Origin of the sequence: Methanospirillum lacunae (assembly GCF_003173355.1) — an archaeon.
Lineage (GTDB): Archaea > Halobacteriota > Methanomicrobia > Methanomicrobiales > Methanospirillaceae > Methanospirillum > Methanospirillum lacunae.
Genome location: NZ_QGMY01000016.1, coordinates 1 through 25,563, shown reverse-complemented (window position 1 = coordinate 25,563; position 25,563 = coordinate 1). Strand labels below are relative to the sequence as shown.

Genomic DNA, 25,563 nt, shown 5'->3' with positions numbered 1-25,563 from the left:
ATGGCCATCTGTATTATGATCCGGTATGGCAACCAAGGACAATCTGAAAGCAGGTTTTGCCGGAGAATCTCAGGCAAACCGGAAATATGCATCATTCTCTGAGAAAGCAGCAGAAGAAGGATTTCCTCAGGTAGCAAAACTCTTCCGTGCGGCTTCAGAAGCTGAGGCCATTCACGCAAAGAGGCATCTCTCTGTTTTAGGGATATCCTCTACCGCAGACAATCTCGTGGCCTCCGTTGCTGGCGAGACTGAAGAGTTCACCGAGATGTATCCTGGATTTATTAAAGAGTCAGAAGCAGAAGCAAACACTGAAGCTACCCGCTCATTCACCTTTGCGATGAAAGCTGAACAGGTTCATGCCGGTCTGTATGAAAAAGCCCTTACTGCGGTTAAGTCTGGAAAAGATCTCCAGGCAGAACATGTCTATTTATGCCCGGTATGTGGAAATGTGGCTCTGGATAAAGCCCCGGGAAGTTGTCCCATCTGTGGAGTGCCAGGATCAAAGTGGTCAGAGATTTCCCTTTGAATAATTTTTTTAACTTGTGATCCTGATTCAGTTTTGTTGGTTTTTTGTATGACATTTTTCTGACAAGCATTTTACCGGAATAGATCCTTTGTTTTTCCGCTTATCTCTCTCGTTGCTGATAGATGACAATCATTCATATATACCTTCGTAGAGAATGAATAGGTGCATGAGATCAATCTTCTGGATTGGATGTGTCCTCACGGTTCTCGTCTCCCTGCTCGTCTCCGGAGCATTTGCGGAGTCTGTGAACAATTCTACTGTAAAGGCGACTGGTGCCCTTGACATAAACAAGACCGCTGTTCCTGCTCAGGAAGCAACTAGTGTGAATGTTACGGGTAAGGCAGTTAATGCAACTTCTCCGTCTGCAAAGGTAAATGCAACCAACGGTACTTCAGCAAACGTCTCAACTAAGGAACCTGACCTTGTTAATGATACCTTAGTGAAGTTTGTGAATGATGCCAGAACGTTTGCACTTAACAACGGCAAGACTGTGGCTCTCACTACCTTTAACAACCCATCAAGTCAGTTTTCCAACGACAAGATGTTCATCTTTGCCTACGACAATGATGGAAAGGCACTAGCTCTTCCGTTTGACCTGGGCTCTGTCGGAAAGAATATGATTTCCGCAACTGACTCAACTGGTCTTCGCTATGTTCAGCAGATGGTTGATGTAGCAAAGATCCCGGGTGTTGGCTTTGTCAAGTACCAGGAAGCAAACCCACTGAAACAGGGAACTGTCATGAATAAGGTATCCTACATTGCCAGTGTGGATGGAACATACTTTATTGGTGCCGGCGTCTATCAGACCAAGGATGATAAGAAATCTGTATCAAAGACCAATGCAACTGCAAATGTTACAAGTTCTGCAGTAAATGCAACCAATGTTACAGAACCAGCAAACACCCCTGTCAAGACCGCTGTAAAAGAAGTAATTAACAAGACTGTATCCAATCTCACCGCGTAAATCTGGAGATACATACTTTCTTTTTTTGTCTGCTGTGTTCATTGCGATATCACTTTAATAGATTCTTCCGCGAATCCTATCTTATCTTAAAAAATAATAAGCAGGATCAATTGAACAGAATAGTAGTTGAAGCCTTCACGAAACCTTGATATTAGTTTTTCCCATATATCCTCAGAACTATCTTTGTAGATGTGGGGTTAAGGGTCTATGAAACAGGTGTTCACAGGGCTATTTATATGCGGTTTCCTGCTGCTTATCCATATTGTGTCTGCAGTCCCGGGAGATATTATCTGGCAGCAGACTCTTGGGGGTCAGTCTGCAGAGGAATGGGGATATAGCGTTGATACAACTTCAGACAATGGGATGATCATCACCGGGATTGCTTACTCTGAAGATGCCAATATTTCAGGAGCAAAAGGTCAGGGTGATCTCTGGGTGGTCCGGCTCGGCCCAGATGGAAAACCTCTTTGGAATCATGCCTATGGTGGGAATGGATCTGATTATGGTCTTTCGGTAAAAGCCATCCCTGATGGTAGTTTCATCATTGTTGGAACAACCGGATCAACAAACGGGGATATCTCTGGGTATCATGACAACGGCGATCTCTGGGTCATCAAACTTACATCCTCAGGTGAACCGGTCTGGAAACATGTCTATGGGGGGAATATGACTGATGAAGGTGGAGATATCATCCAGACTCCTGATGGTGGTTACATGCTGGTGGGGTACACTATGTCCAATGATGGTGATGTGACGGGCCATCATGGGGGTGGTGACCTCTGGATGTTGCACCTGAATCAAACGGGGTCAATTGTTTGGCAGAAGACGTTTGGTGGATCAAAGCGCGATAGCGGGAGTAGTATCATCAGGACATCAGATGGTGGGTACGCCATGACTGGAAATACCTACTCCAGTGATGGAGATGTAACCTCAAATCACGGTAGCAGTGATCTCTGGGTTGTAAAGACTGATGCAAACGGTACTCTCCTCTGGCAGAAATCATATGGTGGTTCGAAATTAGACTGGGGTCATTCCCTGGTAGAACTTCCGGGTGGCGATCTCCTTGTCGCCGGAGTGACAGCGTCTTCAGATGGTGATGTTCATCTCAATCATGGTGCAGGAGATATCTGGGTTCTCCGGCTTTCATCCCAGGGTAATTTGATCTGGGAGAAAACATATGGTGGAAACTTCAGCGATAATGTCTGGAAGATAGAATCATCTCCAAGAGGAGGGGCTTTCCTTGTTGGGGAAACCTTCTCTGTAGATGGTGATATTCTGGGTAATCATGGCGATGCAGATCTCTGGACCTCTGAGATTGATGGAAATGGGGCCCTCATCTGGCAGCGGACAATGGGTGGAAGTAATTATGACAGCGGGTCTTGGGGCAGGCTTATGCAGGATGGGAATCTGGCTGTTGTTGGAACAACACGTTCATCTGATGGCGATGTTCATGGAATTATCGGCAATGGTGATCTCTGGGCAGTTAAGATTAGTACCGGAAATATCTCAACGAATGCAACTGTTCAGGCTGCTTCTGTGAATGCAAGTAATGTGAGTGCTGGTAATGGTTCAGTTCCTCTCATTGCCGCAAATGTAACCCAGCAACCGATTCCACATCTGGCAAATAATACTACCAGTACTGGTTTCTTGAATGCCACTTCTTCTCCGGCGATGCCGCCGGTCCCTGTAAATAGTTCTGAAAACAAGACACTGGTCATTCCCCCGCCAGTTATCAATCAGACTCCGGGAAATGCAACTGCTCACACAAATCTGACAAATTCATCAAATGCTACCCTTGTTGCGATTCCCGGGTTTGTTCAGATACCGGGTGATCCGAATCATGATGGAAAATATGAGGACCTGAATGGAAATGGGAAGATTGACTTGCAGGATCCACCTATACTCTTCAATAACTTTGACTGGATAAAAGCAAACCTTCCAAACCAGGCCTTTGATTTCAATGGAAACGGAGTTCTGGATTATGGGGATATTACCGCATTGTTTGAGGAGGCTTCCCGATGAAAAAATTGTACCTTGCGTTATTAATTGTGCTTCTTACTGGTTTTTGCTCTGCGTTCAGTAGTGCATCTACTATAACCATCTCTCCCGCCTCAATATCAGGAATAGGGATGAGCAGTACTGCAACAATCTCTCTTGACTCTGCTGACCAGGGCCTTTCCGGGTATGTTTTCTCGGTGTACCCACAAAGCCCGCAGATCGCATCAATTACCGGTGCAATATTCCCTGCATGGGCAACTCTTTCTGATGCTTCACATGGTGAAGGGGCTGCCTATACCATCAGGGCTCTGGACATGAATGATGCCGTTGTTCCGGGAGCTACAAATGTCCTTCTCGCGACCCTGAACCTTAATGGGGTATCACCGGGAAGCACCCAAATTGTTATCGAGGTTAAACAACTCGATGATGATGCCGGGAATGCAATCATTCCTCAGACGATTCCCGGGCAGATAACTGTGGGGGGCAGCAGTGGCGATCAGATTCTGAACCTGCAACTTACACCGGGTTGGAACTTTGTTGGCATTCCGATGGTCATGCAGCCAGGGACAGATACTGCAGAGGTGTTTAGAAATGTTCCAAGTGCCGGACACTCAGTCTTTACCTATGATGCCCAGAAGGGATGGAGCATCGTCGGCCCGAAGGATGCTCTCTCTCCAATGAATGCGTACTGGATCTTCACTGAACAGGCACTGACCATTCCACTCAGGGTTCAGGGACCAGCAACATCGCCCCGGTCTCTTGGATCAGGATGGAATATTTTTGGACCACCCGGAATGGCCCAAAAACCAGCGTCTGATATTCTTGCATGTTTGTCTGACTGGACTTATGTAGTTGGGTTTGATTCTGCACATCAGCAGTATCAGCAGTCCATTATCAAAGGCGGTTCAGGCCAAAATTCAGATAAGACTCCGCTGGTTCCGGGAGCAGGATATTGGATCTATCTCTCTGCACCTGGACAACTTACCCCCTGAAGGGGACAAATCCATTTATTTCTGGGTGCCATTGTACTGAGAGACTTGCCAATTGGCAAAGACTCGGACGCTGATATCATGTATCTGAAAGCCGGAATAATTCTAGTATCACTGTTCTTCATTGTCAGTAGTGTGTCTGCAATTCCACCACTGCCGTATGAGTTCTATGGCAACGCCACGATCAATGGTGCTCCTATACCTGCAGGAACTGTCATTTCAGCCAAAATTAACGGGACTGAAGTAGGGAACATCACAGTTGTCGATGCTGGTGTATATGGAGGTTCAGACACCTTTGACAAGCGTCTTGTAGTAAATGGGGAAGAAAAGCAGATCGGTCAGTATATTATCTTCAGCGCTCAGGGAATGGAGGCAGCGCAGAAGGTCAAACTCTACGCCGGTGAATCCCAACGTCTGGATTTGACCTTTGCACCCGGTGTATCCGGAAGTATTGATGCATCGGTCACTCCTTCCCAGCAGACCAATACTCCTGATCTCCCGAAAACAGAACCAACAAAGGCAGCACCCATGGTTGGTGCTCCTGTTGTTGCAGGCCTTCTTGCACTGGTACTGTTTGCGCGACGATCATAACTGTCACTCCCTTTTTCCCGCACCTTCATATCTTTCCACTGCATATCCACCTGTATGCCACAGGTGACCGTCTATTCAACGCAGAACTGTCCTTATTGTCGACTCGCCAAGGCCTTTCTGGATCGATACGGGGTTGAATACCGAAGTATTGATGTTGGTGTCGATCGCACGGCAGCAAAAGAGATGGTTGAAAAGTCCGGCCAGTACGGGGTGCCGGTCATCACTGTTGATGATGAGGTGATTGTTGGTTTTGATTCAAACCGGCTCTCTGAATTGTTTGGCAGCAGTGATGAATCTTCAGTCTACGATATTATCATCGCTGGTGCAGGACCGGCAGGAATGACTGCGGCACTGTACTGTGCTCGTAAGAATCTGAAAACCATTGTTATTTCTGAAGATATCGGCGGTCAGGCTCTTGAAAGCTGGAATATTGAAAATTACATGGGCTATCGGATGATCACCGGCGATGAACTGATGTCAAAGTTTGAGGAACAGGTAAGGCAGACCGATATCAAGATCGAGCTCGATCAGATTTCATCACTTCTTCCTACAACCGGTGGATACCTGGTTAAGACCGCATCAGAAAAACAGTTCAAAGGGAAAAGCGTCATCCTTGCCCAGGGCAAAAGACCCAAACGTCTTGGGCTTGAGCGCGAGGAGGAGTTTACCGGCAGGGGAATATCAGTATGTGCCACATGTGATGGTCCGCTCTTCAAGGAACGGGTCGTCGCTATTGTTGGTGGCGGGAACTCGGCGCTGCAGACTGCCATTGAGATGAGTAATATTGCCACAACTGTGCACCTAATTGTCAGAAGCAAGATACGAGCTGATGCGGTTTACGAGGAGAAGATCAAAAACCGTTCAAATATTATCATACATCTCGGTTCAGAGGTGACTGAATTCAAAGGAACTGATCGGCTCAGTGGTATTGTAATCAACGAGCGATCCTCCGGGAAGAGCGAAGAGCTGAAAGTCGATGGTCTTTTCACTGAGATTGGCTGGATTCCAAACACCAGTTTCCTGGAAGGACTCGTGAACCTCAATTATCTAAAAGAGATTGTCATCGATATCAACTGTCGGACTAATGCTCCTGGTATTTTTGCAGCTGGTGATGTTACTGCTGTTCTTGGCAAGCAGATTATCATTGCAGCCGGTGAAGGGGCAAAAGCAGCTCTGTCTGCCTTTGATTATCTGATGGTAAACCACTAATCCGGTTTATCCCTCTTTTTGAAAGAGCACTATCCGGTTGGTATTGGTGCCGATCTCCATGTTTGATACTCCCCAGATGTTTGCGGTTTTGGTAAACTCCTGGCTGTTCACCACAATTCCAACACAGGTAAACCCGGCATTCATCCCAACCGGGACAATAACCTCATCAAGCATGACTGTCCGGTTCCTCACTTCTCCCACTTCAAAGGCTACCCATCCATCTGGTTGTGTGATCCTGTAGAGTTCATGAAAAACTCCCTGCATCACATCAGTCCAATCAGTTACTTTCGGGAGTTTGGTAATTTTTGATCCAATCTCTTCTTCATCAATACCATTGAACCAGCACCTGAGCCAATTATCGGCAGAATACTGAACGATATCAAGAAATGGAGGTGATGTGACTGTGAGACGAACAGAATTTTCCTCTATCGAAGATGTCTGTCTTGCATCCCCAGTTATAAACAGAATTTTTTCTCCTGCTTCACGGAGGTTTTGAATCTCTTGTCTTGTTAGATCCTTCACAAGGATTCGGGTTTTTTTCAGGATGATATCCCTGGTACTCCGGTATGGGGGTTGCTGTCCCCGTGTCTCATTTATTTTGATCTGCCGTTCGGGTGAGACTGCCTGGTTTGGCGGGAGGGTGTATACTGAGAAGAAACCAGGGGAATGTCCGGTTAGTCGATTGGTTGCAACCATCCGAATCCACTGGTCCAGGTGGTCAAGACTGCCAGTATGTTCACGGGCCAGGATGTACGTTCGAAGAGAAAGGATCTCTGCTTCAGTCTCCGGATGAAAAAACATGGAGAGATCACGTTCGACCTTGAGCCCGGATATATATGGAATTGAAAGAAGCCTTGCTTTGACTTCTGCGGGATCAGGGATAAAAAAACGTGGAACTGTAAGAATTCGGGATAGGGGGTTGATATCATTTGCAACAACCTTTCTTCCAAGGAGACCAGCTTCAAGAGGTGTTGTTCCTCTTCCTGCAAATGGATCGTACACAAGATCTCCCGGCTCTGTCAGAAGTTTAATGAAAAACCTGGGAAGTTGGGGTTTGAAACAGGCACGATATGATATCTCATGAACTCTGGCAGCCTGTCTCTGTCTCGCTGTCCAGAACTCATTTGTGTACCTGGTAATTTTTTCCCCTGAAACTGAGATAACATCCTGAAGTGTTGTCCCCTCGCTAAAGGTACACTGGCCTGAAGAGTCATCTTCAAGAATAAAAGACCGGAGGTATGCATCCACCTCATCGGGATCTCGCCGGCTCATTATGATGTTACTGTGCCTCTTTTTTCCGGTAACCTTCAAGCAGAAGGGTCATCAGATTTTTAACTGGTTTATCAGTATGTTCCTGAATATGGTATTCGCAGAACGGGCAGATCGTGATGACTGAATCAGCACCTGTCGCTTCGATGGCGCTTCTTCGCAGTTCTCCTAGCGCTGCAGCCTCTTCAGGCAGTCCAGATCTGACTCCCCCGCCAGATCCACAGCACTGCGCTGGCATCTCAACGAACGATCCTGCGACTCTTCTGATCAACTCTCTGGGTTGCTCACTGATTCCCTGTCCGTTCATGAGGTGACAGGGATCGTGGTAGGTTACAATCTCACCAAGACGGGCAGGCAGGGGAATTTTTATTTCTGTTAATATTTCTGTAACGTCTTTGACAGTAAATGGGGTCTCATAATCATGTTTCAGGGTTGAACCACACCCGGCACACATGGTCATTACTGTTGTGATCCCACGGCTCGTGAATGCCCGGATATTTTTCTCTTTGATTTCATCGAGAAAAGAAGTTTGTCCTGTTCGTATGAGAGGAGAACCGCAGCAGATCTGATCCTTTGGAATGATGACCCTGATACCGACACGTTTCATTACTTCCAGCAGATCTAGTGCACGTTCAGGGAGCCTCCCGTTGAACATACAACCGACAAAAAATCCTACCTCCCCTTTTACCTCACCAAAAGGCTCGATGATATCCGGGACCTGATCGAGAAATGTTTTATCAGATGTCTCAACGCTCCGCCCTGTTCTTTTTACAAGATCGGCAACTGCCTGATGCCGTGGGAGGGTTAGACCTTCACGATTTGCAATCTCACGAAGTTTTTCGATGGCTTTTCCCGGTATCTCGATCTCTTTCGGGCAGACTACCCGGCATCTCTGGCAACTGGTGCATGTGAAAAGTCCCTGGGCGATTGCATCCCTGATCCTGCTTTCTGTCTCACGAGGATCAAGAGCGATCCGCATCTGTGCACGCATTGAGGTCGGCCCAATGAAGTCTGTCACTTTCATCGCTGGACAAGCTGAAACACATGAGAGGCATTCGATACAGTCCCGCAGTGGTTTTAGTCTGGCAATCTGTGCAGGGTCAGGGATGTCATGGCAATCGCATGGGTGGATACGTGGAATAGAATTGATACCCGGGACAAGTTCTACAACAAGATCTTTGATTACAGGAAGATCCAGTGGTTCGATGAGCATCCTGTCTGTTGCCTCTGCCATGCAGGCAAGTTTTGGCTCACCGTTGACCCTGACTGCACAACTCCCACACTGACCTGCACGACAACTGGACCTGAATGACAGGGTGGGATCCTGACTCTGGATCGCCTGCAGAACATTGAGTATTCGTGCTCCCTCATTCACATCAACAGCGTATTGTTTAGTGTGTGGCTTCAGATCTCCTTGAGGATTAAACCGTGAAATCTGGACTTTCAGGTGGATCATGCTCCCTCCCTGTGTTCTATCGAAACATCTTTCTGACTGATATGAGTGTGACCAAATGGGGAGGATGCGTTATCCCAATCCTGGGTTATGTCAGTCCTGACATGGGCACCCCGGGATTCTTCTCTGGTCAGGGCAGAACGCACGATAAGTCGTGCGGTAGTCAGCATGTTTTTCACAATACAGCACTCTGCATACTCTTCCGGAATTGTGGCTTTCATCCTGACCTGATCAAGCGAGTCTATCTCGTTTAAGGTATGTTGAAGCGCACCCTTGTTTCTGAATATTCCAGCCCCGTTCCACATCGCTTCCTGAAGTCGTGTCCGTATCTCACGAGCAGGAGTCTGTCCCTCAGAAAATTCCTTGAGATCTCTGATCACCAGTTGGATTGCAGAATCGTTCAGGTTCTTCTCGCGAACCGGCTCTTTGCCAGCTGAGTCACCGGCCCTTCTTCCAAACACCTGTGTCTCTGCAAGGGCGTTTCCACCAAGCCTGTTTGCACCATGAACACCTCCTGCAACCTCACCACAGGCAAACAGACCGGGAACTGTTGTTCTGCATTCGCGATCAATGCGCAGACCTCCCATGATATGATGTGCAGTTGGTGCGACTTCCATCGGTTCTTTCCGAATATCAACGCCGAACATCAGGAACTGTTCAAGCATAGTTGGAAGCCTGGTTTCTATATCTTCAGGAGAGCGATGTGAGATATCAAGCCAGACACCACCATGTGGTGTTCCACGTCCTTCCCTGATCTCTGTAGCTGCAGCCCGGGCCACAACATCACGGGTTGAGAGTTCCATCCTCTGGGGATCGTACCGGGTCATAAACCGCTCACCGAGCGCGTTTTTAAGGACTCCTCCCTCTCCTCTGACTGCCTCTGTCACAAGACGGCCCCGTGCGTCCCAGGGATATACGGCACCGGTTGGATGGAACTGAACCTGTTCCATGTCGATGAGTTCTGCACCTGCACGAAATCCCATTGCATATCCATCACCGGTCCCGCTTGTTGAGTTGGTGGAAATATCATACACTCGGGTTCCACCACCTGTGGCAAGGACTACTGCATCGGCAAGAAACTCAATGAGCTCTCCGTTTCTGTCTAGACCGGCAGCTCCTATAACCCGCCCACCTTCGCAGAGCAGGGAAATGATTGTCACCTCATGGCAGATCCTCACCTCGGTGGCTGCCAGGCGATCCATCAGGGTGATCATCATCTCATGGCCGGTGCGGTCACCTGCAAAACAGGTTCGAGGAAAACATTGTCCTCCAAAAGGACGTTGAGCCAGGGAACATTCACCTGTAACATCAAAAACTGCTCCCCAGGAGAGGAGATCCCGGATTCTCTCTGGTGACTCGGTTACAAGAGTTCTGACCAGTTCTGGGTTATTGAGAAAGGCTCCCCCTTTCATGGTGTCAGCGAAGTGATCATCTGTTTTGTCATCGCAATTTAGAACGGCGTTGTACCCACCCTCTGCCATGATGGTGCATCCACCTTTTCCGGCAATGGTCTTTGAGACCAGAACACACTCTCCATGTGTCGATGCTTCGATGGCAGCTCTGACTCCGGCGCCACCGCTTCCGATGACCAGAACATGCGAACTGATGATCTCCCTGACCTTCATCTTATTAGTAGGGTGCATCCTAAAATGAGATAAAAAGTACTTAGTATGAGAGTTGCGGCTGAATGAAGCTCATAATGAAATTTGGGGGGACCTCTGTCCAGAATGCTGATGCTGTTGGTAAGACCATGGATATCATCACCAGCCATCTGGCAAAAGGTGATCAGATGGTGGTTGTGGTCTCGGCACAGCGCGGTGTGACTGATCGGATCATCGAGACTGCAGAGCAGATGGTCAGCTCCCGTGATACATCGGCAGTGAATGTCCTGGTCGATTATCTGACATCCACTCACCTGACCACTCTTCAAGCGGTCGCTCCTGATTATTATTCAGAAACAAGTGAGGTTATTATCAGGGCGATTAACAACCTCCATGATTTTCTCCATGCTGTTTTTCATCTGCGGGAACTCACCCCCCGGTCACGCGACTATGTGATCTCATTTGGGGAGCGGCTGAATGCACCAATAATTAGTGCAGCACTCAGGCAACGGGGGATTTCATCTCTGGCTTTGGATGGATGTGAGGCTGGTATTCTCACAACTGGCAACCACGGTGATGCTATTGCGCTCCCAGCAGGAGAAGCACGGATCCGCTCACGTCTTGACCCTCTCATAACAACCTCTGTCCCGGTGGTTATGGGATTTATGGGCTGTACTGAGAAGGGTGTTGTAACGACTCTTGGGCGAAGTGGTTCAGACTATACAGCTGCGATTCTCGGTGCTGCACTCATGGTCGATGAGATCTGGATCTGGACAGATGTGGATGGAATCATGACCACTGATCCCAGACTGGTGAAAGATGCGCGTGTAATTCCCCGGATCTCTTATATCGAGGTTATGGAACTCTCCTACTTTGGGGCCAAGGTTATGCACTCACGTTCGATCGAACCGGCAATGCAGAAGAATATCCCTGTATGGGTGAAGAATACCTTCAATCCTTCATACCCGGGTACCTGCATTGAGAAAGGTGAGCGTCGTGAGACGAGAGTGGTAAAGGCCATTACCTTCATTGACAAAGTGGCAGCCATCACCATCACAGGCGCCCAGATGATCGGAAGACCAGGAGTGGCCAAGCATATCTTCTCTATCCTTGCAGAGAATCAGATCAACGTGATGATGATCTCCCAAGGTTCTTCGGAAGCGAATATCTCACTGATCATCGAAGAAAAGCAAGTTCAGACAGCCAAGGATGCCCTGCAACCGCTGAAAGAGCGATGTGTCTTCAGAGAGATCACTGCAAACGAAGATGTATGTGCGGTAGCAGTTGTTGGTTCAGGTATGGCTGGTATGGCTGGGACAGCAGGACGAACATTTTCAGCTCTTGGAAAAGCCGGGATCAATGCCATGATGATCTCGCAGGGCTCTTCTGAAGTGAATATCTCGTTTGTGGTAAAACAGGAGGACGGACCCAGAGCAGTGATGGTCCTCCATGAAGAGTTTGAACTCTCTACCAAGTGTGAGGAGTGCTGATGACAGACAACAACAAGGATGCATACCGGGAAGCCGGGGTTGATATTGACCTTGAGGCCCAGGCTGTGAAGGCGCTGGTCTCCCAGTTGACTTTCAAACGAAAGGGCGAATACCAGATGGCTTCAGACATCGGTCATTTTGCCGGGTTTGTAAATTTTGGCTCCCATGTCCTTGCACTTGCAGTTGACGGGGTCGGCACCAAGATGCTCATCGCCGATGAACTGAAAGACTGGTCAACTGTAGGGATAGACTGCATCGCGATGAATGTCAACGATCTCTATGTCATGAATCTGGAACCGGTGGCATTTGTCGATTATGTTGCAACAAATGCTCTCTCACTTGAGCAGATGAAGCAGATTGGAATTGGGTTAAACGAGGGAGCCCGCCTATCCAATATCTCAATTGTCGGGGGCGAGACCGCCACTCTGAAGGGATTAGTCCAGGGTTTAGACCTTGCCGGTGCCTGCCTTGGAATTCAGGAGAAGAATAAGGTGATAAGCGGTGAGAAAGTTGCCCCTGGAGACCTCATTGTTGGCATCCCTTCGTCTGGTATCCATAGCAACGGCCTGACTCTTGCCAGGAGGATGGTTACCGAGTATGGTTCATACGATGAACGACTCAGTGATGGCAGGGCAATCGGAGAGATCCTGCTTACTCCAACACGAATCTATGCTGAAGTTCTGAAACTCACTGCTATAACTCAAGTTCATGGTATGTGCCACATAACCGGTGGCGGTCTTCTCAATCTTACCCGGCTCTCCGGGTTCGGGTTCTCGATCGATACACCACTCGAACCCCAGGAGATCTATCGCTGGATACAGGAAAAAGGAAAAATTTCTGACAGTGAGATGTACCGCACCTTTAACATGGGAATGGGATACGTCTGCATTGTACCTGAATCAGGTGTAACAGCAGTCAGTTCTATCTTCCCGGATGCAAAAATTGTCGGTAGGGTTACCGAGAAGCCCGGTGTATTGCTGAAAGGAAAAGAGATCCGATAGCCCTTCATTCAGAGCGAATCGGTACAGATTTCATAGGACTCTTTTTTCGCGCGATCTGAATCTATCACAGAGTTACCCATTGGATCAATGATGATCAGGGTTATTCGAAATGATCCGGTTTTTACCAGTGCAATCTTCTCCTTGAGATCCATCGCGTTCCTCCGTTGTTCATCATCGCCATCGATGATCGCACTGTCAAGAACTTTGTCTATTCGCATGAGGATACCCTCTACATTGGAGACAAAACCCTCACATGCAGGACCTGGTGTGATCTCAACTCCAAGTTCTGGTATCTGGATCTCCCCCTGTGTACTTCTGACGACCCTGACCATCAGATCCTCTTCTGATGTGACAGGGAATTCTATCCGGACAGGCTCGCGGGAAGTCAGAGACTGGACATCAGAAAATCTGTACCCACAGAGTGGACAGGAGCATGTGATGATCAGGATCTCGGAGAAATAGGGTATATTTTCGGTCTCATAGAGATATTCGACCTCTTCACCACAGGCCGGGCAGGTTCCCCTGACCTCCTGACGCACTCAGGCACCGCCACCGATCCGGTCGCGTGATATCTTGACATTGCGGGGGGTGATGATTACATACTGCTGGTCCCCAAGACCTACGATATCTCCGTCAACGTCACGCGCAACCTGATAAAAGTCCTTCATCACCCGCTCGTAATTGATCTTGTCCATCTTGAGCCGGTTGATATCGACTATAACAATGTCACCATCATAGATCTGATCCTTTACTATCTGGCTTTCCCGCAGGCTGGTGACAGTCGCCACTTTTACAAGCAGTGCAGGATTCTCACCCTCGTAATCCTTCAGGGGGAGTTCTTTATACTGGTCAGGATCACTGTTATCTTTGGGCCTGAAGATAAGGTCACGAAGTCCCATAACAAAACCTTTTTGTGTGCTCAATATTAAAGATGCTGGTTTCCGTGGTATTTTCCGCCGAATTTCCTGTATCAGAGTTCAACGGTCCAGATCTCATCACCGACATGATGGAATGTTTTGATTACCTTGCCTTTCTCCTGTGCCATGAGGTCTTCAGCATCGAAGAGGGCAATTCCAAGGGCCAGCGGTTTTCCATGACGTTCGTCAACTATCTGAACAGGTCTTCCTGCTTTCACATCAGGGCTCACTGATTTGACTCCCGGGCGCATGATGTCTGCACCGTTAATGACAAATGAAACTGCACCCATGTCAACTACGATGCGTCGCTGTGGAAAGGGTCTTGCAAGTGCGCCCTTGAGACTTGGAAAGAGAACACCGTCTTTCTCAAGAAGCAGCGGTTCTTTATCCACGAGATAAATATGGAGCTGCGTACCTGTCTCAAGCACCTCGATGGTTTTAGCAGTAAAGAGTTCAGCAGATGCCCCTATCTCCTCTTTTAGAGATCCGATGAGTTCAGCGACCTGTGACTTCCTGATCGGATGGCGCCGTTTTGCAATTATTTTCCCCATATATCAGGTATCATTTTGATGATCAAACCCATATATGTCTGTAGATAACGGGCATGAAACCCGGAGAGTGGATTCGGAAAACGTTTAAGTACCGTCCGCTCTCAATCTATTCACTCATCTCGAGTTACACAGGGTAGTAATATGACCAAAAGACCTATGGATATTTTAGATCAGGTCCTCAACCGGCAACCGGTACTGGTATCTCTGAAAGGCGGACGTGAAATCCGGGGCGTCCTGCAGGGATATGATGTCCACATGAACCTCGTCCTCGATAAGGCAGAGGAGGAGATAAACGGGCAGCCTGCAAGTATCGGCACCCTGATTATCCGCGGCGATAATGTCATCTACATCTCCCCGTCAGTTCAATAAGAGGTAACGAGTCTATGTCAAAAGGAACACCATCACGCGGAAAGCGTCAGACGCAGACCCACATCACCTGCCGGCGGTGTGGAAAGATGTCCTACCACAAGAGACACAAGATCTGTTCTTCATGTGGATTTGGACGAAGCCCAAGACTTCGTGGATACCGCTGGATTAACAAGCGTCCAAAAGAAGCAACTCATTAATCATGTGCGGTATCGTTGGCATCAGTAATTGTGCCGACGTCTCCTTTTCTCTTTATTATGCGCTGTACGCGCTTCAGCATCGCGGTCAGGAAAGTGCCGGGATTGCCACTTTTAACGGAAGCGGACTGTGTAAGTTCAAAGGCAATGGCCTTGTATCAGAAGTCTTTTCAGAGGCTACACTCAGTTCGCTATCCGGTTCGGTAGGTATTGGCCATGTCCGGTATCCGACAACCGGAGAGAACCGGCCAGAGAATATTCAGCCGTTTCTTTTCAGTTTCCGCGGACATGTGATTGCAATAGCCCACAATGGCAACCTGGTCAACTATCGTGATCTTCGGACAAAATTCGAGGATAAGGGGCAGATATTCTGGTCTACCTCTGATACTGAGATCATCTCTAAGATCATAACCGAAGAGATCAGGAAAGGCGGCACTATTGAAGACGCTGTTCGCAAGTGCATGGAGTGTCTTAAGGGCTCATACTCGGTTGTGATGATGTATGATGGAGATCTCTATGCGTTTCGTGATCCCCATGGTATTCGTCCGCTATGCTTTGGCAAGGCTGGTGATTCATACATCATCTGTTCAGAGAGTGTAGCAATAGACGCACTGGCAGGAACACTTGAGCGCGATGTATATCCTGGTGAAATGATTCACATCAATCAGGATGGTGTCAGATCTAAGCAGATAGCCGAGGCACGACACCGTGGACACTGTGTCTTTGAGTACATCTATTTTGCAAGAGCAGACTCCCGTCTTGACGGCTCGCTTGTGTATGATGTGCGCAGAAAGATAGGTGCCCAGATATCTGATGATGAACCAGTGAAAGCCGATGTTGTCTGTCCGGTTCCTGACTCCGGTACAGCGTATGCTGTAGGTTTCTCTGAGCAATCCGGCATTCCGTTTAAGGAGTGTCTGATCAAGAACCGGTATATGGGCCGGACATTTATCATGCCAACCCAGAAAAAGCGTGAGCAGGCTGTGAGGATCAAACTCAATCCGATCCCTGATCATCTGAATAACCGCTCGGTGGTTCTGGTTGATGATTCAATTGTTCGTGGAACAACTTCCCGGAGAATTATTGAAACGATGAGGGATGCAGGGGCACAGGAGATTCATATGAGGATTGGCTCACCCATCATCAAGGCTCCGTGCTACCTGGGGGTTGACATGCCTACCCGTACTGAACTTATCGGCAGTGACAAGGATGTTGAAGAAGTTCGTAAAAGCATCACCGCAACATCACTCCACTATCTTTCAGTTTCTGCTCTTGTGGAGGCAATCGGGATCCCACAGGAAGATCTTTGTCTTGGGTGTCTCACCGGCTGTTATCCGGTAGAGATCACCAATGAGGTTTGTGATAACCGGTGTATCACAATTGTAGATCGTGACTTTCAGACAAACCTCTTTCACCACTGACTTTTTTTATCCCTTTGCTATCCTGCCATTATCTATCCTGAAAATGCTTTCATATGACAACCATCAAGTCATCTTCAGACGACCTAGTAATGAGTACTGTGAAATTTAACGTTCTTGTCAGTGACGATCTTGCAGAAGAAGGTATAGAGATTCTCAGAGAGAAGGTGATGGTTGATGTGCAGACCGGTTTATCAGAGGATGAACTTGTTGCAACCATTGAGAACTATGATGCTCTTCTGGTTCGCTCCGGTACACAGGTTACCGAGAGAGTAATTGAGGCAGGTAAAAAACTGCGGTTCATCGGTAGGGCCGGGGCCGGTGTTGACAATATCGATATGAAGGCCGCGACAAAGCGTGGAATCATCGTTGCGAATGCCCCAGAAGGTAACACGCTGGCAGCAACAGAGCATACCATGGCAATGATGCTCTCTCTCTGCCGAAATACCCCACAGGCAAATGCATCAATGCAGGCCGGTGAGTGGAAGCGTTCCAAGTTCATGGGTGTTGAACTGAACGAGAAGACTCTTGGTATTGTTGGTCTTGGCAGAATTGGAAGAGAGATTGCAAAGAGAGCCTCTTCCTTTGATATGAAAATTATTGGGTATGATCCGTTCATCACTACAGAAAAAGCTGCAGCGATGGGTATCCAGTCGATGAGCCTTGAAGAACTCTTCAAGCAGGCAGATATAATCACGGTCCACACACCTCTGATCAAAGAGACCCGCCATATTGTAAATTCACAGACCATCAAGACAATGAAGGATGGAGTCAGGATCATCAATTGCGCGCGTGGTGGAATCATTGACGAACAGGCACTGGCTGATGCTGTAAAATCTGGGAAGGTTGCCGGTGCAGCGATCGATGTCTTTGAGTCAGAACCTCCAAAGGATTCCCCACTCCTTGGAGTTCCCGGAATCATTACCACTCCACATCTGGGTGCAAGCACTGTCGAGGCACAGAAGAATGTCTCTATATCAGTCGCAAAGCAGTGTCTTGAAGTTCTGAATGGTGGAAGTGCGAAGTATGTTGTGAATGCGCCAATTATTCCAGCAGACCTTCATGATTCTATCCAGCCGTTTGCAATCCTTGCCGAGAAGATGGGTCGCCTGTTGGTCCAGATCGCTGATGGCAGAATACAAAAACTTGAGATGATCTACGGTGGTGAACTTGGATCAATTGGGCCATCATCAAAACTGATCACTCATATGGCTATCAAAGGCCTTCTGGATCCCATCCTCCGGTTCCCGGTAAACATGGTTAATGCATCGGTAGTAGCCCAGGATAGGGGCATTTCTGTGTCTGAAACCCAGACTGCCGAATCTGCCGGATATAAGAATCTCCTGACCATGAATGTAGTGACTGATACAGGTAGTCTCTGTATTTCAGGTTCCATTCTCTATCAGGGAGGAAGCAGGATTGTATCTATCGCTGGATATACTATGGACATGATCCCAGAAGGCGCGGTCATCATCTCACGTCATCTGGACAAGCCGGGAGTTATCGGGCGTGCATCAACCATTCTTGGTGAAAGCCAGATTAACATCGCTGGAATGCAGGTTGGAAGATTCAAAGCTGGAGAAGAAGCAATTATGGTCCTGAATGTTGACGGTGACGTTCCTGAAGGGGTTATGGAAGCCATCCGGGGAATGCCGGGGATATATTCAGCCAAGTTTGCTAGACTTTGACCGGTGAATGGATTCAATCTAAAACAACAATTTTTAAATAGTCGTCCCCCCTACATTGTAGGGCACAACCGGGGGCTCGTGGTCTAGCTGGTTATGACGTCGCCTTGACATGGCGGAGATCCTGAGTTCGAATCTCAGCGAGCCCACTATTTTTAATATTTTTTAGAATTTGCTTTGGTTCATTATTTGAAGTTTTCTTTAAACCTGTTTCGCTGAAACCGGTGATAGAAACCTGAATATTAATAGATTTTTAATATTGGAAAATCAGGTGAATAGAGGAATTCGAGACAATGCCATTCCTCCATAATTTTTATTGATCTCTTCAAAGATAGGCTCTCCATAGAGGAATGTATAGATATAATCCGCCATCACTTTCGGTTCAACATCGGTAAATTTCTCAGGATAGAGTGCCTTGCCAATAATATATGCATTCATCAGGTCTGACTCGTGATCTTCGCCATATAAGGAGGTTGGCAAAAGGCCGTATACCTCACCCTGCCTGACCGCGGGAAGTCCTTTGAGAGACTCACTCTTCTCAATATCAGTGACAGCACTCTCCTTCAATGACCAGGTTGTCATATCGAGAAATAGTGCATCCGGTGCGATCCTTATTAGCGCCTCTTTGGGGATTGTAAATGGCCCTGAAAGTCCGTTCTGGTTCCCATACTCTTCTGCAATATTATGGGCTGATATCAGTCGCAGAGGTATGAAGATTGATGTAGTTGAGTATAAACCCTCGGGATTTGGATTAGAATATCCCCCAATATATGCTTTTTTCTGCTGAAAATCTGATATTGTTGATGTTCTGGCCTCCAGATTTTCAGTGACTTTATCAAAGAACCTGATCACTTCTTCCGCCCTTTCTGATTTTCCGAGAACAAGGCCCATGATCCGAAGAGAATAATTCATGGCATTCCTGCGGTATGAAAGATCACCATCCTGAAGAACTACTACCGGAATGCCTGTCCTTCTCTGCAGTTCATCAGCAGAAATCTGTGGATTGTCTCCCATCAGGATGATAAGATCCGGGCGTGGATTTAATGCAGTGATTTGTGATGGTTCAATTACGTCTGTTATTTTTCCAGCAGCAGGAAGGGCTCTGATCTGAGGATTTGCCACAAGGTATGGGAGAGGAGGTGGTGATTGTGTATCCCGCTCTACAGGATCTGCTGCCACTGCCTTTTTGGTTTCCCCTATATAGGCGAGGTATCGCATGCACCCAGGTCCAGAGCAGAGGATGTGGGTAATATTTCTGGGCACTGTAACTTCTCTGCCAATAGCATCAGTGAGCACAATCCCACTGTTGGTTGCAGCAATATCTTCAAGATCAATTATTGAAGGACCTGGGATTGATTCAGGAGGTTGAGATTTATCTGGAGAGGTACAACCGGAGAGCAGAACTCCGATAATCATAAGTACCCCTGTTAAAATCCCGATACGATGATCCATAATTACACCTGTATCTATCACTTCACAGTTTGAGAATTTGAGGATAGGGGAGAAGAGTTGATGGTCGTTACTAACAGATATGTCAGAGATGAGTGCTGTCTTTTCTGTCATCCTTGCCGGAGGTGTGGGAACCAGGCTCTGGCCCCTCTCCAGAACCCAGTATCCGAAACAGTTTCTCCAGGTTCAAGGTCACTCTCTTTTCCAGGAAACATACCTGCGTGCATTGCGGCTATCTGACCCGGATCATATTTTCATTGTCACCAATGAAATTCATCAGTTCCTGGTGAGGGATCAGGTTGCTGAACTTGGATTTTCAATTACAGATGAGCGATTACTTCGTGAGACTGAAGGGCGCAATACCTTGCCAGCTATCGCCTGGTCTGTTCGTGAAATTCAAAAAGAGTCCCCTGATGCAACGGTTGTAGTATTTCCAAGCGATCATAAACTCGACGAAAAAGCGATAGACGAAATAAGAGCAGCGATCGAACTTGGAGAAGAAAACCTGGTAACCTTTGGGATTCGTCCTGCCACCCCTCACACTGGATATGGATATATCGCGCCTGGTGAAAAGATAGGCCCCGGGTTTCGGGTTAAGCAGTTCAAAGAAAAACCGGATCAAAAGACTGCTGAAACCTATGTCTCTAATGGATATCTCTGGAACAGTGGAATGTTCCTCTTTTCAGCTCGAGTTTTTCAGGATGAGTTGAAACAGTATCAGCCCGAAATTTTCGAAGCTTTTGTTTCGCCGGATCTGGTGTATCAGGATCTGCCTTCTATCTCAATTGACTACGGTCTTCTTGAGTATTCTTCCCGGGTTGTCACAGTCCCTCTCTCAGCTCATTGGACTGATCTTGGTACATTTGCAGCATGGTACGATGTCTCACCAAAAGATGAACATGAGAACGTGGGGTCCTATCAGGGAATGGGTTCATCTGGGAATTTCATCAGCACCGGTGATCGGGTCACAGCATTGATTGGTATTAAAGATACTATCGTAGTCGATACCGATGATGCGCTTCTGGTTTGCAGGCGTGATATGGCCGAGCAGGTTGGTGACCTGGTAAAGGGACTGAAAAAGCAGGGTAATCCCATCACAGAATTTCACCGGACAGTTTTCAGACCATGGGGGTCGTATACTGAACTTGAAGAGACGGTTGGTTACAAGATCAAGCGTCTAAATGTAAACCCTGGAAAGCGGCTCTCAATGCAGCGTCATCACCACAGATCTGAACACTGGGTCATTGTGCATGGAAGTGCTGATGTGCAGCTTGATGGAACCCACCAGTTTTTACGGCCAGGTGAGTCCACCTATGTTCCTGCCGGTGTGATGCATCGACTTGCAAATACTGGTAAAATTCCTCTTGAGGTTATAGAGGTCCAGATTGGAGAGTACCTTGAAGAGGATGATATTGAACGGACAGAAGATGATTTTAAACGGGTATAAATCCCTAAAAATGTTTTTAAGAGATCTGCTGTTCTGAAACCTCAAAGGTTTCTCCGGTCTGCAGATTCCTGTATGGTCCTGTTACATGAACACCTGCTCCATCCCTGCTGGTTGAGTAAGGCACAGTAAATGTCCCGTTATTACTCTCCTGACGATATGTAAACGAACGGCCCTGGTTAGTGACCACCGGGAGTTCTATTGTTCCTGTTCCATTGATCTGGTATCCTGGAACCCGCTCAAAAATTTTTACATTGTGCATCTCAGCAAGTTCGTCTGATGCAGTTACTGTAGGAGATTCATATACCAAACGGTAATGCATGAGGGCAGGGATTTTAGTAATCGGGTGGGTATACTGGATAGAGACAAGATCCGTTCCTGCGCTCAATGGTTCTGATGCAGCCTTTTCCGCCTGATCTGGTGTCAGGGTGGTTATTCGTGAGATGGCAGGGACTTTCTGGCTCCCTGTCTGCATCTCTCCATATTGGACAAGGCTTCCTCCAGTACTATTCGTTTCAGTACCATCAAAGATGTAAAGGCGGGATACCATGGATGTGAAGAAATCCGGCTTCAGGGTAAGAACTGGATCATATTGGTTTGGATTGTTCTTTGATTGCTGATAGTAATATTTCTGATATTTATCACGTTCATTCTGTCCATTTGCCCAGAGTGGTAATGACGGGTACTTACTGTTTATCGTCTCGTAATCGATGATGACATATTTTGCTCCCATCTTATCTGCTAATGAATCTGCCGCTTTTTCATCGGTGGATACCAGGAACTGTGCTACCGGGGGCACATTGTTTTGGAACGGGGTTGTGATAGGGATACGTTTGGCAAGGTACGTGATCCAATGACCATAGTCCCACCATGAGAGCACTCCATATGAGTTGTTCGGATAGGAAAATCCGTCTTTATTGTAGATCTTCAGATCATCAATGCCGGCATCTGGTGAGTTCTTCTCAAGCCAAGTGAGAGCACCAGCCCAGTCATCATTCATTCCTATCATCTGGAGTTGTTTCGTTCCAACTTCCCAGGTAATCTGTGCTGACATGGCTGTAATGATCAGGACAATAATTCCCACTACTATGATAGGCAGATTCTTTTTAACCAAAGTAATGCCAGATTCTTTTTGTCCCTTTTTCAAACTTTTTGGCTCACTGATTTTGCTGGGCGAGAGAAGATCCCAGAGATATGACAGGGCAATTGATGTGAAGAGGACCACTATAACTGCTACATAATATTCATATCTCAGGTGAAGAATTGTTGAAATCAGGATAACGAACGCCCAGATAAGTATGCATAGTCTGATGGCATCGTATTTTTTGAAGGTTTGATATATGGTCAGAACAAGGCCAACAACCATGACAAGCAGGGCAATATTGAATGAGTGATAAGCCCTGGTCAGGTCCCACATCTGCATCTCATTTATAAAGGTCTCTTTGTATGAGAAGAAGAAAAAGTATGAAAATCCTGAGGATATCGTCTGAACCAATGATGGAAGTATGATAGAAACTATTGCATAAATCACAACGGGAATTCCAATAATTATTCCCCAGGTGAGTCCTGCTGTTTTTCCTCGTGTCAAATGTAATGCCACAGTGAGAAACAGAGGTTCGATGATAAGCGCAAGTGCAAGAAAGATGTGAGTAGGTGTGTATTGCGCAAGACTCATCCCTTCATTATGAATTCCGGTAAGGCCAAAGAGAATGATGAATACTCCGAATAGTATTCCATGAGCAAATGTCAGTGATTTGAGTGATTGTTCATCTCTTGATATAAGGGCATGGACTACACAGAATCCTCCAATGATTCCCGCAAAGAGAACCATTGTCGGGATGTTCATAATCCCAAAATAATACATCAGGCCGGTAAGAGTTGAATAGAGGATCAGGCATGAGGATGGATATCTCGATATATTCTCTCTAATACTCTCCCGAATTACAAAAAGATAGAATAGAATAAAGGCTGTAGAGAAGATGACTTCAAAGAAATGATGGTCAATATATCCATAAAAAGATCTATAGAGATATTCCCCGGCTATGATTGAAATTAAACAAGCAGATATTGCACCGGTTTTCCTGTCTACAACGGTTTTTCCAATTACATAGAGCATTGGGATCATTGTAAGAGAAAAGATAGGTGGTATCCAGGATGCCACTGTCATGATATCATTTCGAGAGACCGCACCGGTGAGAACTGCAATAACCGCTGAAAGCATGGGGTAAAAAGGGCCCCAGTCATTGTCTTTCCCGATTGGAAACCCATTCATAGGATCAAACCATGGATATGCCGGAAAGTTAGAGACAATGACTTCGATCAATCTCATGTTATACCATGAGTCCATGAAGATCACCTTTGGAACCAGCCCGCTTGTGAGTTGCTCCATCGGCAAAAGCCGTAACCAGAATCCAAAAAGAGCAAATATTAATATAATTACCAGAATGATAGCAGATTCTTTCTGCTTTATGTTGGTGAGGCCCATGTTATACTACAGAATAATAGGCTGGATTGCGGAAATAGGTTTCAGGATCTCATCCTGGTTATCCAGACAGGATCCCTTCAGAATAACTAATAGCATCGGGTGAGAGATCTATACTAATTATTGAGATCAGAGCGTTCTGATCTTTTTTTAAATATCCGATTTTTCAGGGTATTATTATTTCAGGAGTAGCCTAGTCAATGAATCCGGTTGTATCAATAGTTATCCCTGCTTTGAATGAAGAGAAGACGATTGGGGCTTGTATAAAAAAAATTCATGAAGGGTGTGAATTATCAGGGATCTCCTATGAAATCATTGTTGCGGATTCTTCAACTGATCAGACTCCGGTCATCGCTTCAGAGATGGGAGCCCGGGTTATTCACCCTGAAAAGCGAGGGTATGGGAACGCCTACCTTGCGGGTTTTGCTCATGCAAAAGGGGATATCATAGTCATAGGTGATGCTGATAACACGTATGATTTCCGGATCATCTCTGAATTAATTCACCCGATCAGGCAGGGAAATGCAGACATGGTCATTGGATCCCGGATGACCGGTACCATTCTTCCCGGAGCTATGCCAGCCCTTCATCAGTATCTAGGAAATCCTTTGCTTACCCGTCTCCTGAATTTCGCTTTCGGGACTAGTTTTTCTGATTGTCATAGTGGTTTTCGTGCTTTTAGAAAAGATGTTCTAGAACGGCTCTCTCTTCATACCGGTGGGATGGAATTTGCATCAGAGATGATGATTGAAGCGGCAAAAAAGAATCTTAAGGTTGCTGAGATCCCGATCACATATTACCCAAGGGAGAGCCCGTCAAATCTTCACAGTTTTGCTGATGGATGGCGTCATGTCCGGTTTATCATGCTTGAAAAACCTCTTCCGTTTCTCGCTGTTCCAGGAGGTCTTTTCGCGCTATTCGGGCTTGTGATGATGGGTTTTGTCCTCATGAACTCGCACGGTTCAGGGTTTCATTCGTTTATTCTGGGTGTTGTTTTTCTGACCGGTGGGTTTCAACTGGTAATGATGGGTATAGCCCTCAAGGCATATGCTGTGACTAATGGCTTTGATGTCTGTGGAAAATGGTTTAGACCTATGCTCCGGTACCGGACCCTTGAGTATCTTCTGTTTGGTGGGGGTATTCTTATCGTTTTAGGGCTGGCTAACGGAGTTAGTATTATGTATGACTGGATTCACCGGTCGTTTGGTGAATTGTCTCAGGTTATGAGCGCTCTTCTGATTCTCTGCAGTATTATTCTCGGTCTTCAGATGGTATTTACAGCAATTTTGGTGAGCATGATGCTCCTTCGGTGTGACAGGGATGGATGTGATTTTAGCCCGTAAAATGGGATTAAATTAATGGAAACTTGCCTGTATCCAAGATCCAATTTATAATTTGTTTTATCTTTGTGTGCATACCACTCACCACTTTTTCATCTGTTTGGATTCCCGTGAACAGGATGAATATTGAATGGGCCTCTGATTACCCGGCAAATTACCTATTTTTATAGTATGAGTTCTCTCTCACAATAAATTAACTCAATTAAGGGTTATTTCTGCAAAACAACCTTTATTTGATTACAACCCAACTTTGCCACTAATCAAAATAAATGTGTTATTAGTGATGTTTGAATCCTCCAAAATATGAAGCATATCTCAACGAAATTCATCAAAAATAGCGCTATCGAATTTGACAGTTACGATTTATTCGTGGATGAGGAATACAAAAAAAGTTCATTTACTCCAATTTTGATGCCATCAACACAGCTATTTTGGACCATAATTGGGTCATTACATGAAGTTTTGAGGGAAAAAATCTTCAACTGTCAAATACAGTTTCCCGATGAAATCAGGGAAAAATTAGATCAAGATAGTGGATGGGCTCATTGAGGATCTGAAGCCAAAGTGGCAAAGTTAGGTGTGTGACAAGAGGTTGGTATTCAGATTGCGTAATGCTATTCTAT

22 protein-coding genes and 1 tRNA gene are annotated in these 25,563 nt (G+C 46.6%); 15 read left to right on the top strand and 8 right to left on the bottom strand.

Features of this window, described 5'->3' with window-relative positions; translation table 11 throughout:
• Positions 1-25 precede the first annotated feature (25 nt).
• The 6 genes from DK846_RS15375 (at position 26) to DK846_RS15350 (ending at position 6,277) form a co-directional block, all read left to right on the top strand.
• Positions 26-526 (top strand): rubrerythrin family protein, encoded by a 501-nt coding sequence (locus DK846_RS15375; protein WP_109969885.1) that lies wholly within the window; start codon positions 26-28, stop codon positions 524-526.
• Between the two features lie 166 nt (positions 527-692).
• Positions 693-1,490 carry a cache domain-containing protein gene (locus DK846_RS15370; protein WP_181391825.1) on the top strand — a complete coding sequence of 266 codons (798 nt, stop codon included), beginning with the start codon at positions 693-695 and terminating at the stop codon, positions 1,488-1,490.
• Between the two features lie 207 nt (positions 1,491-1,697).
• Positions 1,698-3,512 carry a hypothetical protein gene (locus tag DK846_RS15365; protein WP_109969883.1) on the top strand — a complete coding sequence of 605 codons (1,815 nt, stop codon included), beginning with the start codon at positions 1,698-1,700 and terminating at the stop codon, positions 3,510-3,512.
• Complete coding sequence (locus DK846_RS15360) at positions 3,509-4,480, top strand: hypothetical protein (RefSeq protein ID WP_109969882.1); 972 nt, start codon at positions 3,509-3,511, stop codon at positions 4,478-4,480. Before DK846_RS15365 ends, DK846_RS15360 begins: the two co-directional genes overlap by 4 nt.
• Positions 4,481-4,558: 78 nt before the next feature.
• Complete coding sequence (locus tag DK846_RS15355) at positions 4,559-5,068, top strand: hypothetical protein (RefSeq protein WP_146201249.1); 510 nt, start codon at positions 4,559-4,561, stop codon at positions 5,066-5,068.
• Between the two features lie 54 nt (positions 5,069-5,122).
• The gene (locus DK846_RS15350) at positions 5,123-6,277 is read left to right on the top strand and encodes an FAD-dependent oxidoreductase (protein WP_109969880.1); all 1,155 of its coding nucleotides are present in this window, start codon (positions 5,123-5,125) and stop codon (positions 6,275-6,277) included.
• Positions 6,278-6,283: 6 nt separating this feature from the next.
• On the opposite strand, the gene DK846_RS15345 is transcribed toward DK846_RS15350, so the two are convergent.
• From DK846_RS15345 to tfrA, 3 genes are read right to left on the bottom strand one after another with little or no spacing between them, the layout of a single operon-like run.
• Positions 6,284-7,549 carry a DNA methyltransferase gene (locus DK846_RS15345; RefSeq protein ID WP_109969954.1) on the bottom strand — a complete coding sequence of 422 codons (1,266 nt, stop codon included), beginning with the start codon at positions 7,547-7,549 and terminating at the stop codon, positions 6,284-6,286.
• Between the two features lie 7 nt (positions 7,550-7,556).
• A complete protein-coding gene (gene tfrB / locus DK846_RS15340) occupies positions 7,557-9,002 on the bottom strand; it encodes a fumarate reductase (CoM/CoB) subunit TfrB (RefSeq protein WP_109969879.1) in 1,446 nt (481 codons plus the stop codon).
• Complete coding sequence (gene tfrA, locus DK846_RS15335; protein ID WP_109969878.1) at positions 8,999-10,624, bottom strand: fumarate reductase (CoM/CoB) subunit TfrA; 1,626 nt, start codon at positions 10,622-10,624, stop codon at positions 8,999-9,001. The genes tfrB and tfrA overlap by 4 nt, the downstream gene beginning before the upstream one ends.
• A 62-nt stretch (positions 10,625-10,686) precedes the next feature.
• Here tfrA and DK846_RS15330 point away from each other — a divergent pair, with 62 nt between their 5' ends.
• Entirely contained in the window at positions 10,687-12,090 is a 1,404-nt protein-coding gene (locus DK846_RS15330; RefSeq protein ID WP_109969877.1) for an aspartate kinase, read from the top strand.
• A complete protein-coding gene (gene purM, locus DK846_RS15325) occupies positions 12,090-13,091 on the top strand; it encodes a phosphoribosylformylglycinamidine cyclo-ligase (protein WP_109969876.1) in 1,002 nt (333 codons plus the stop codon). Before DK846_RS15330 ends, purM begins: the two co-directional genes overlap by 1 nt.
• 8 nt (positions 13,092-13,099) lie before the next feature.
• On the opposite strand, the gene DK846_RS15320 is transcribed toward purM, so the two are convergent.
• From DK846_RS15320 to DK846_RS15310, 3 genes are all read right to left on the bottom strand, one after another.
• Positions 13,100-13,630, bottom strand: a complete 531-nt coding sequence (locus DK846_RS15320) for a ZPR1 zinc finger domain-containing protein (protein WP_109969875.1) — start codon at positions 13,628-13,630, stop codon at positions 13,100-13,102.
• Positions 13,631-13,990: a cell division protein SepF gene (locus DK846_RS15315; RefSeq protein ID WP_109969874.1), complete on the bottom strand. Its 360-nt coding sequence runs from the start codon at positions 13,988-13,990 to the stop codon at positions 13,631-13,633. It abuts the gene before it with no gap.
• Between the two features lie 71 nt (positions 13,991-14,061).
• A complete protein-coding gene (locus tag DK846_RS15310; protein WP_109969873.1) occupies positions 14,062-14,559 on the bottom strand; it encodes an RNA-binding protein in 498 nt (165 codons plus the stop codon).
• A gap of 141 nt (positions 14,560-14,700) precedes the next feature.
• Here DK846_RS15310 and DK846_RS15305 point away from each other — a divergent pair, with 141 nt between their 5' ends.
• The 5 genes from DK846_RS15305 (at position 14,701) to DK846_RS15285 (ending at position 18,374) form a co-directional block, all read left to right on the top strand.
• Positions 14,701-14,928: an LSM domain-containing protein gene (locus DK846_RS15305; protein WP_109969872.1), complete on the top strand. Its 228-nt coding sequence runs from the start codon at positions 14,701-14,703 to the stop codon at positions 14,926-14,928.
• Positions 14,929-14,942: 14 nt separating this feature from the next.
• Positions 14,943-15,125: a 50S ribosomal protein L37e gene (locus DK846_RS15300; RefSeq protein ID WP_109969871.1), complete on the top strand. Its 183-nt coding sequence runs from the start codon at positions 14,943-14,945 to the stop codon at positions 15,123-15,125.
• Between the two features lie 2 nt (positions 15,126-15,127).
• Entirely contained in the window at positions 15,128-16,543 is a 1,416-nt protein-coding gene (gene purF, locus DK846_RS15295) for an amidophosphoribosyltransferase (protein WP_109969870.1), read from the top strand.
• A gap of 89 nt (positions 16,544-16,632) precedes the next feature.
• Positions 16,633-18,228 carry a phosphoglycerate dehydrogenase gene (serA, locus tag DK846_RS15290; RefSeq protein ID WP_245926576.1) on the top strand — a complete coding sequence of 532 codons (1,596 nt, stop codon included), beginning with the start codon at positions 16,633-16,635 and terminating at the stop codon, positions 18,226-18,228.
• 72 nt (positions 18,229-18,300) lie between these two features.
• A tRNA-Val gene (locus DK846_RS15285) sits at positions 18,301-18,374 on the top strand.
• Between the two features lie 118 nt (positions 18,375-18,492).
• On the opposite strand, the gene DK846_RS15280 is transcribed toward DK846_RS15285, so the two are convergent.
• On the bottom strand, positions 18,493-19,788 hold the full coding sequence (locus DK846_RS15280; RefSeq protein ID WP_109969952.1) for an ABC transporter substrate-binding protein: 1,296 nt from the start codon (positions 19,786-19,788) through the stop codon (positions 18,493-18,495).
• On the opposite strand from DK846_RS15280, the gene DK846_RS15275 reads away from it, so the two are divergent.
• On the top strand, positions 19,766-21,121 hold the full coding sequence (locus tag DK846_RS15275) for a mannose-1-phosphate guanylyltransferase/mannose-6-phosphate isomerase (protein ID WP_109969951.1): 1,356 nt from the start codon (positions 19,766-19,768) through the stop codon (positions 21,119-21,121). The genes DK846_RS15280 and DK846_RS15275 overlap by 23 nt on opposite strands.
• A gap of 16 nt (positions 21,122-21,137) precedes the next feature.
• Here DK846_RS15275 and DK846_RS15270 read toward each other — a convergent pair whose 3' ends face one another.
• Positions 21,138-23,603: an oligosaccharyl transferase, archaeosortase A system-associated gene (locus tag DK846_RS15270; RefSeq protein WP_109969869.1), complete on the bottom strand. Its 2,466-nt coding sequence runs from the start codon at positions 23,601-23,603 to the stop codon at positions 21,138-21,140.
• Positions 23,604-23,800: 197 nt separating this feature from the next.
• Between DK846_RS15270 and DK846_RS15265 the strand changes: the two genes are divergently transcribed.
• Positions 23,801-24,943: a glycosyltransferase family 2 protein gene (locus DK846_RS15265; RefSeq protein ID WP_109969868.1), complete on the top strand. Its 1,143-nt coding sequence runs from the start codon at positions 23,801-23,803 to the stop codon at positions 24,941-24,943.
• Positions 24,944-25,563 lie beyond the last annotated feature (620 nt).

Excerpts from the sequence above, each read along its gene's own strand:
- serA (WP_245926576.1), top strand. The coding sequence starts at position 16,633 with ATGAGTACTGTGAAATTTAACGTTCTTGTCAGTGACGATCTTGCAGAA.
- DK846_RS15270 (WP_109969869.1), bottom strand. The coding sequence starts at position 23,603 with ATGGGCCTCACCAACATAAAGCAGAAAGAATCTGCTATCATTCTGGTA.
- DK846_RS15375 (WP_109969885.1), top strand. The coding sequence starts at position 26 with ATGGCAACCAAGGACAATCTGAAAGCAGGTTTTGCCGGAGAATCTCAG.
- DK846_RS15310 (WP_109969873.1), bottom strand. The coding sequence starts at position 14,559 with ATGGGGAAAATAATTGCAAAACGGCGCCATCCGATCAGGAAGTCACAG.
- DK846_RS15370 (WP_181391825.1), top strand. The coding sequence starts at position 693 with ATGAGATCAATCTTCTGGATTGGATGTGTCCTCACGGTTCTCGTCTCC.
- purM (WP_109969876.1), top strand. The coding sequence starts at position 12,090 with ATGACAGACAACAACAAGGATGCATACCGGGAAGCCGGGGTTGATATT.
- DK846_RS15275 (WP_109969951.1), top strand. The coding sequence starts at position 19,766 with ATGAGTGCTGTCTTTTCTGTCATCCTTGCCGGAGGTGTGGGAACCAGG.
- DK846_RS15305 (WP_109969872.1), top strand. The coding sequence starts at position 14,701 with ATGACCAAAAGACCTATGGATATTTTAGATCAGGTCCTCAACCGGCAA.
- DK846_RS15360 (WP_109969882.1), top strand. The coding sequence starts at position 3,509 with ATGAAAAAATTGTACCTTGCGTTATTAATTGTGCTTCTTACTGGTTTT.
- DK846_RS15350 (WP_109969880.1), top strand. The coding sequence starts at position 5,123 with ATGCCACAGGTGACCGTCTATTCAACGCAGAACTGTCCTTATTGTCGA.
- DK846_RS15265 (WP_109969868.1), top strand. The coding sequence starts at position 23,801 with ATGAATCCGGTTGTATCAATAGTTATCCCTGCTTTGAATGAAGAGAAG.
- DK846_RS15365 (WP_109969883.1), top strand. The coding sequence starts at position 1,698 with ATGAAACAGGTGTTCACAGGGCTATTTATATGCGGTTTCCTGCTGCTT.
- DK846_RS15330 (WP_109969877.1), top strand. The coding sequence starts at position 10,687 with ATGAAGCTCATAATGAAATTTGGGGGGACCTCTGTCCAGAATGCTGAT.
- DK846_RS15355 (WP_146201249.1), top strand. The coding sequence starts at position 4,559 with ATGTATCTGAAAGCCGGAATAATTCTAGTATCACTGTTCTTCATTGTC.
- DK846_RS15345 (WP_109969954.1), bottom strand. The coding sequence starts at position 7,549 with ATGAGCCGGCGAGATCCCGATGAGGTGGATGCATACCTCCGGTCTTTT.
- purF (WP_109969870.1), top strand. The coding sequence starts at position 15,128 with ATGTGCGGTATCGTTGGCATCAGTAATTGTGCCGACGTCTCCTTTTCT.
- tfrB (WP_109969879.1), bottom strand. The coding sequence starts at position 9,002 with ATGATCCACCTGAAAGTCCAGATTTCACGGTTTAATCCTCAAGGAGAT.
- DK846_RS15280 (WP_109969952.1), bottom strand. The coding sequence starts at position 19,788 with ATGACAGAAAAGACAGCACTCATCTCTGACATATCTGTTAGTAACGAC.
- tfrA (WP_109969878.1), bottom strand. The coding sequence starts at position 10,624 with ATGAAGGTCAGGGAGATCATCAGTTCGCATGTTCTGGTCATCGGAAGC.
- DK846_RS15315 (WP_109969874.1), bottom strand. The coding sequence starts at position 13,990 with ATGGGACTTCGTGACCTTATCTTCAGGCCCAAAGATAACAGTGATCCT.
- DK846_RS15300 (WP_109969871.1), top strand. The coding sequence starts at position 14,943 with ATGTCAAAAGGAACACCATCACGCGGAAAGCGTCAGACGCAGACCCAC.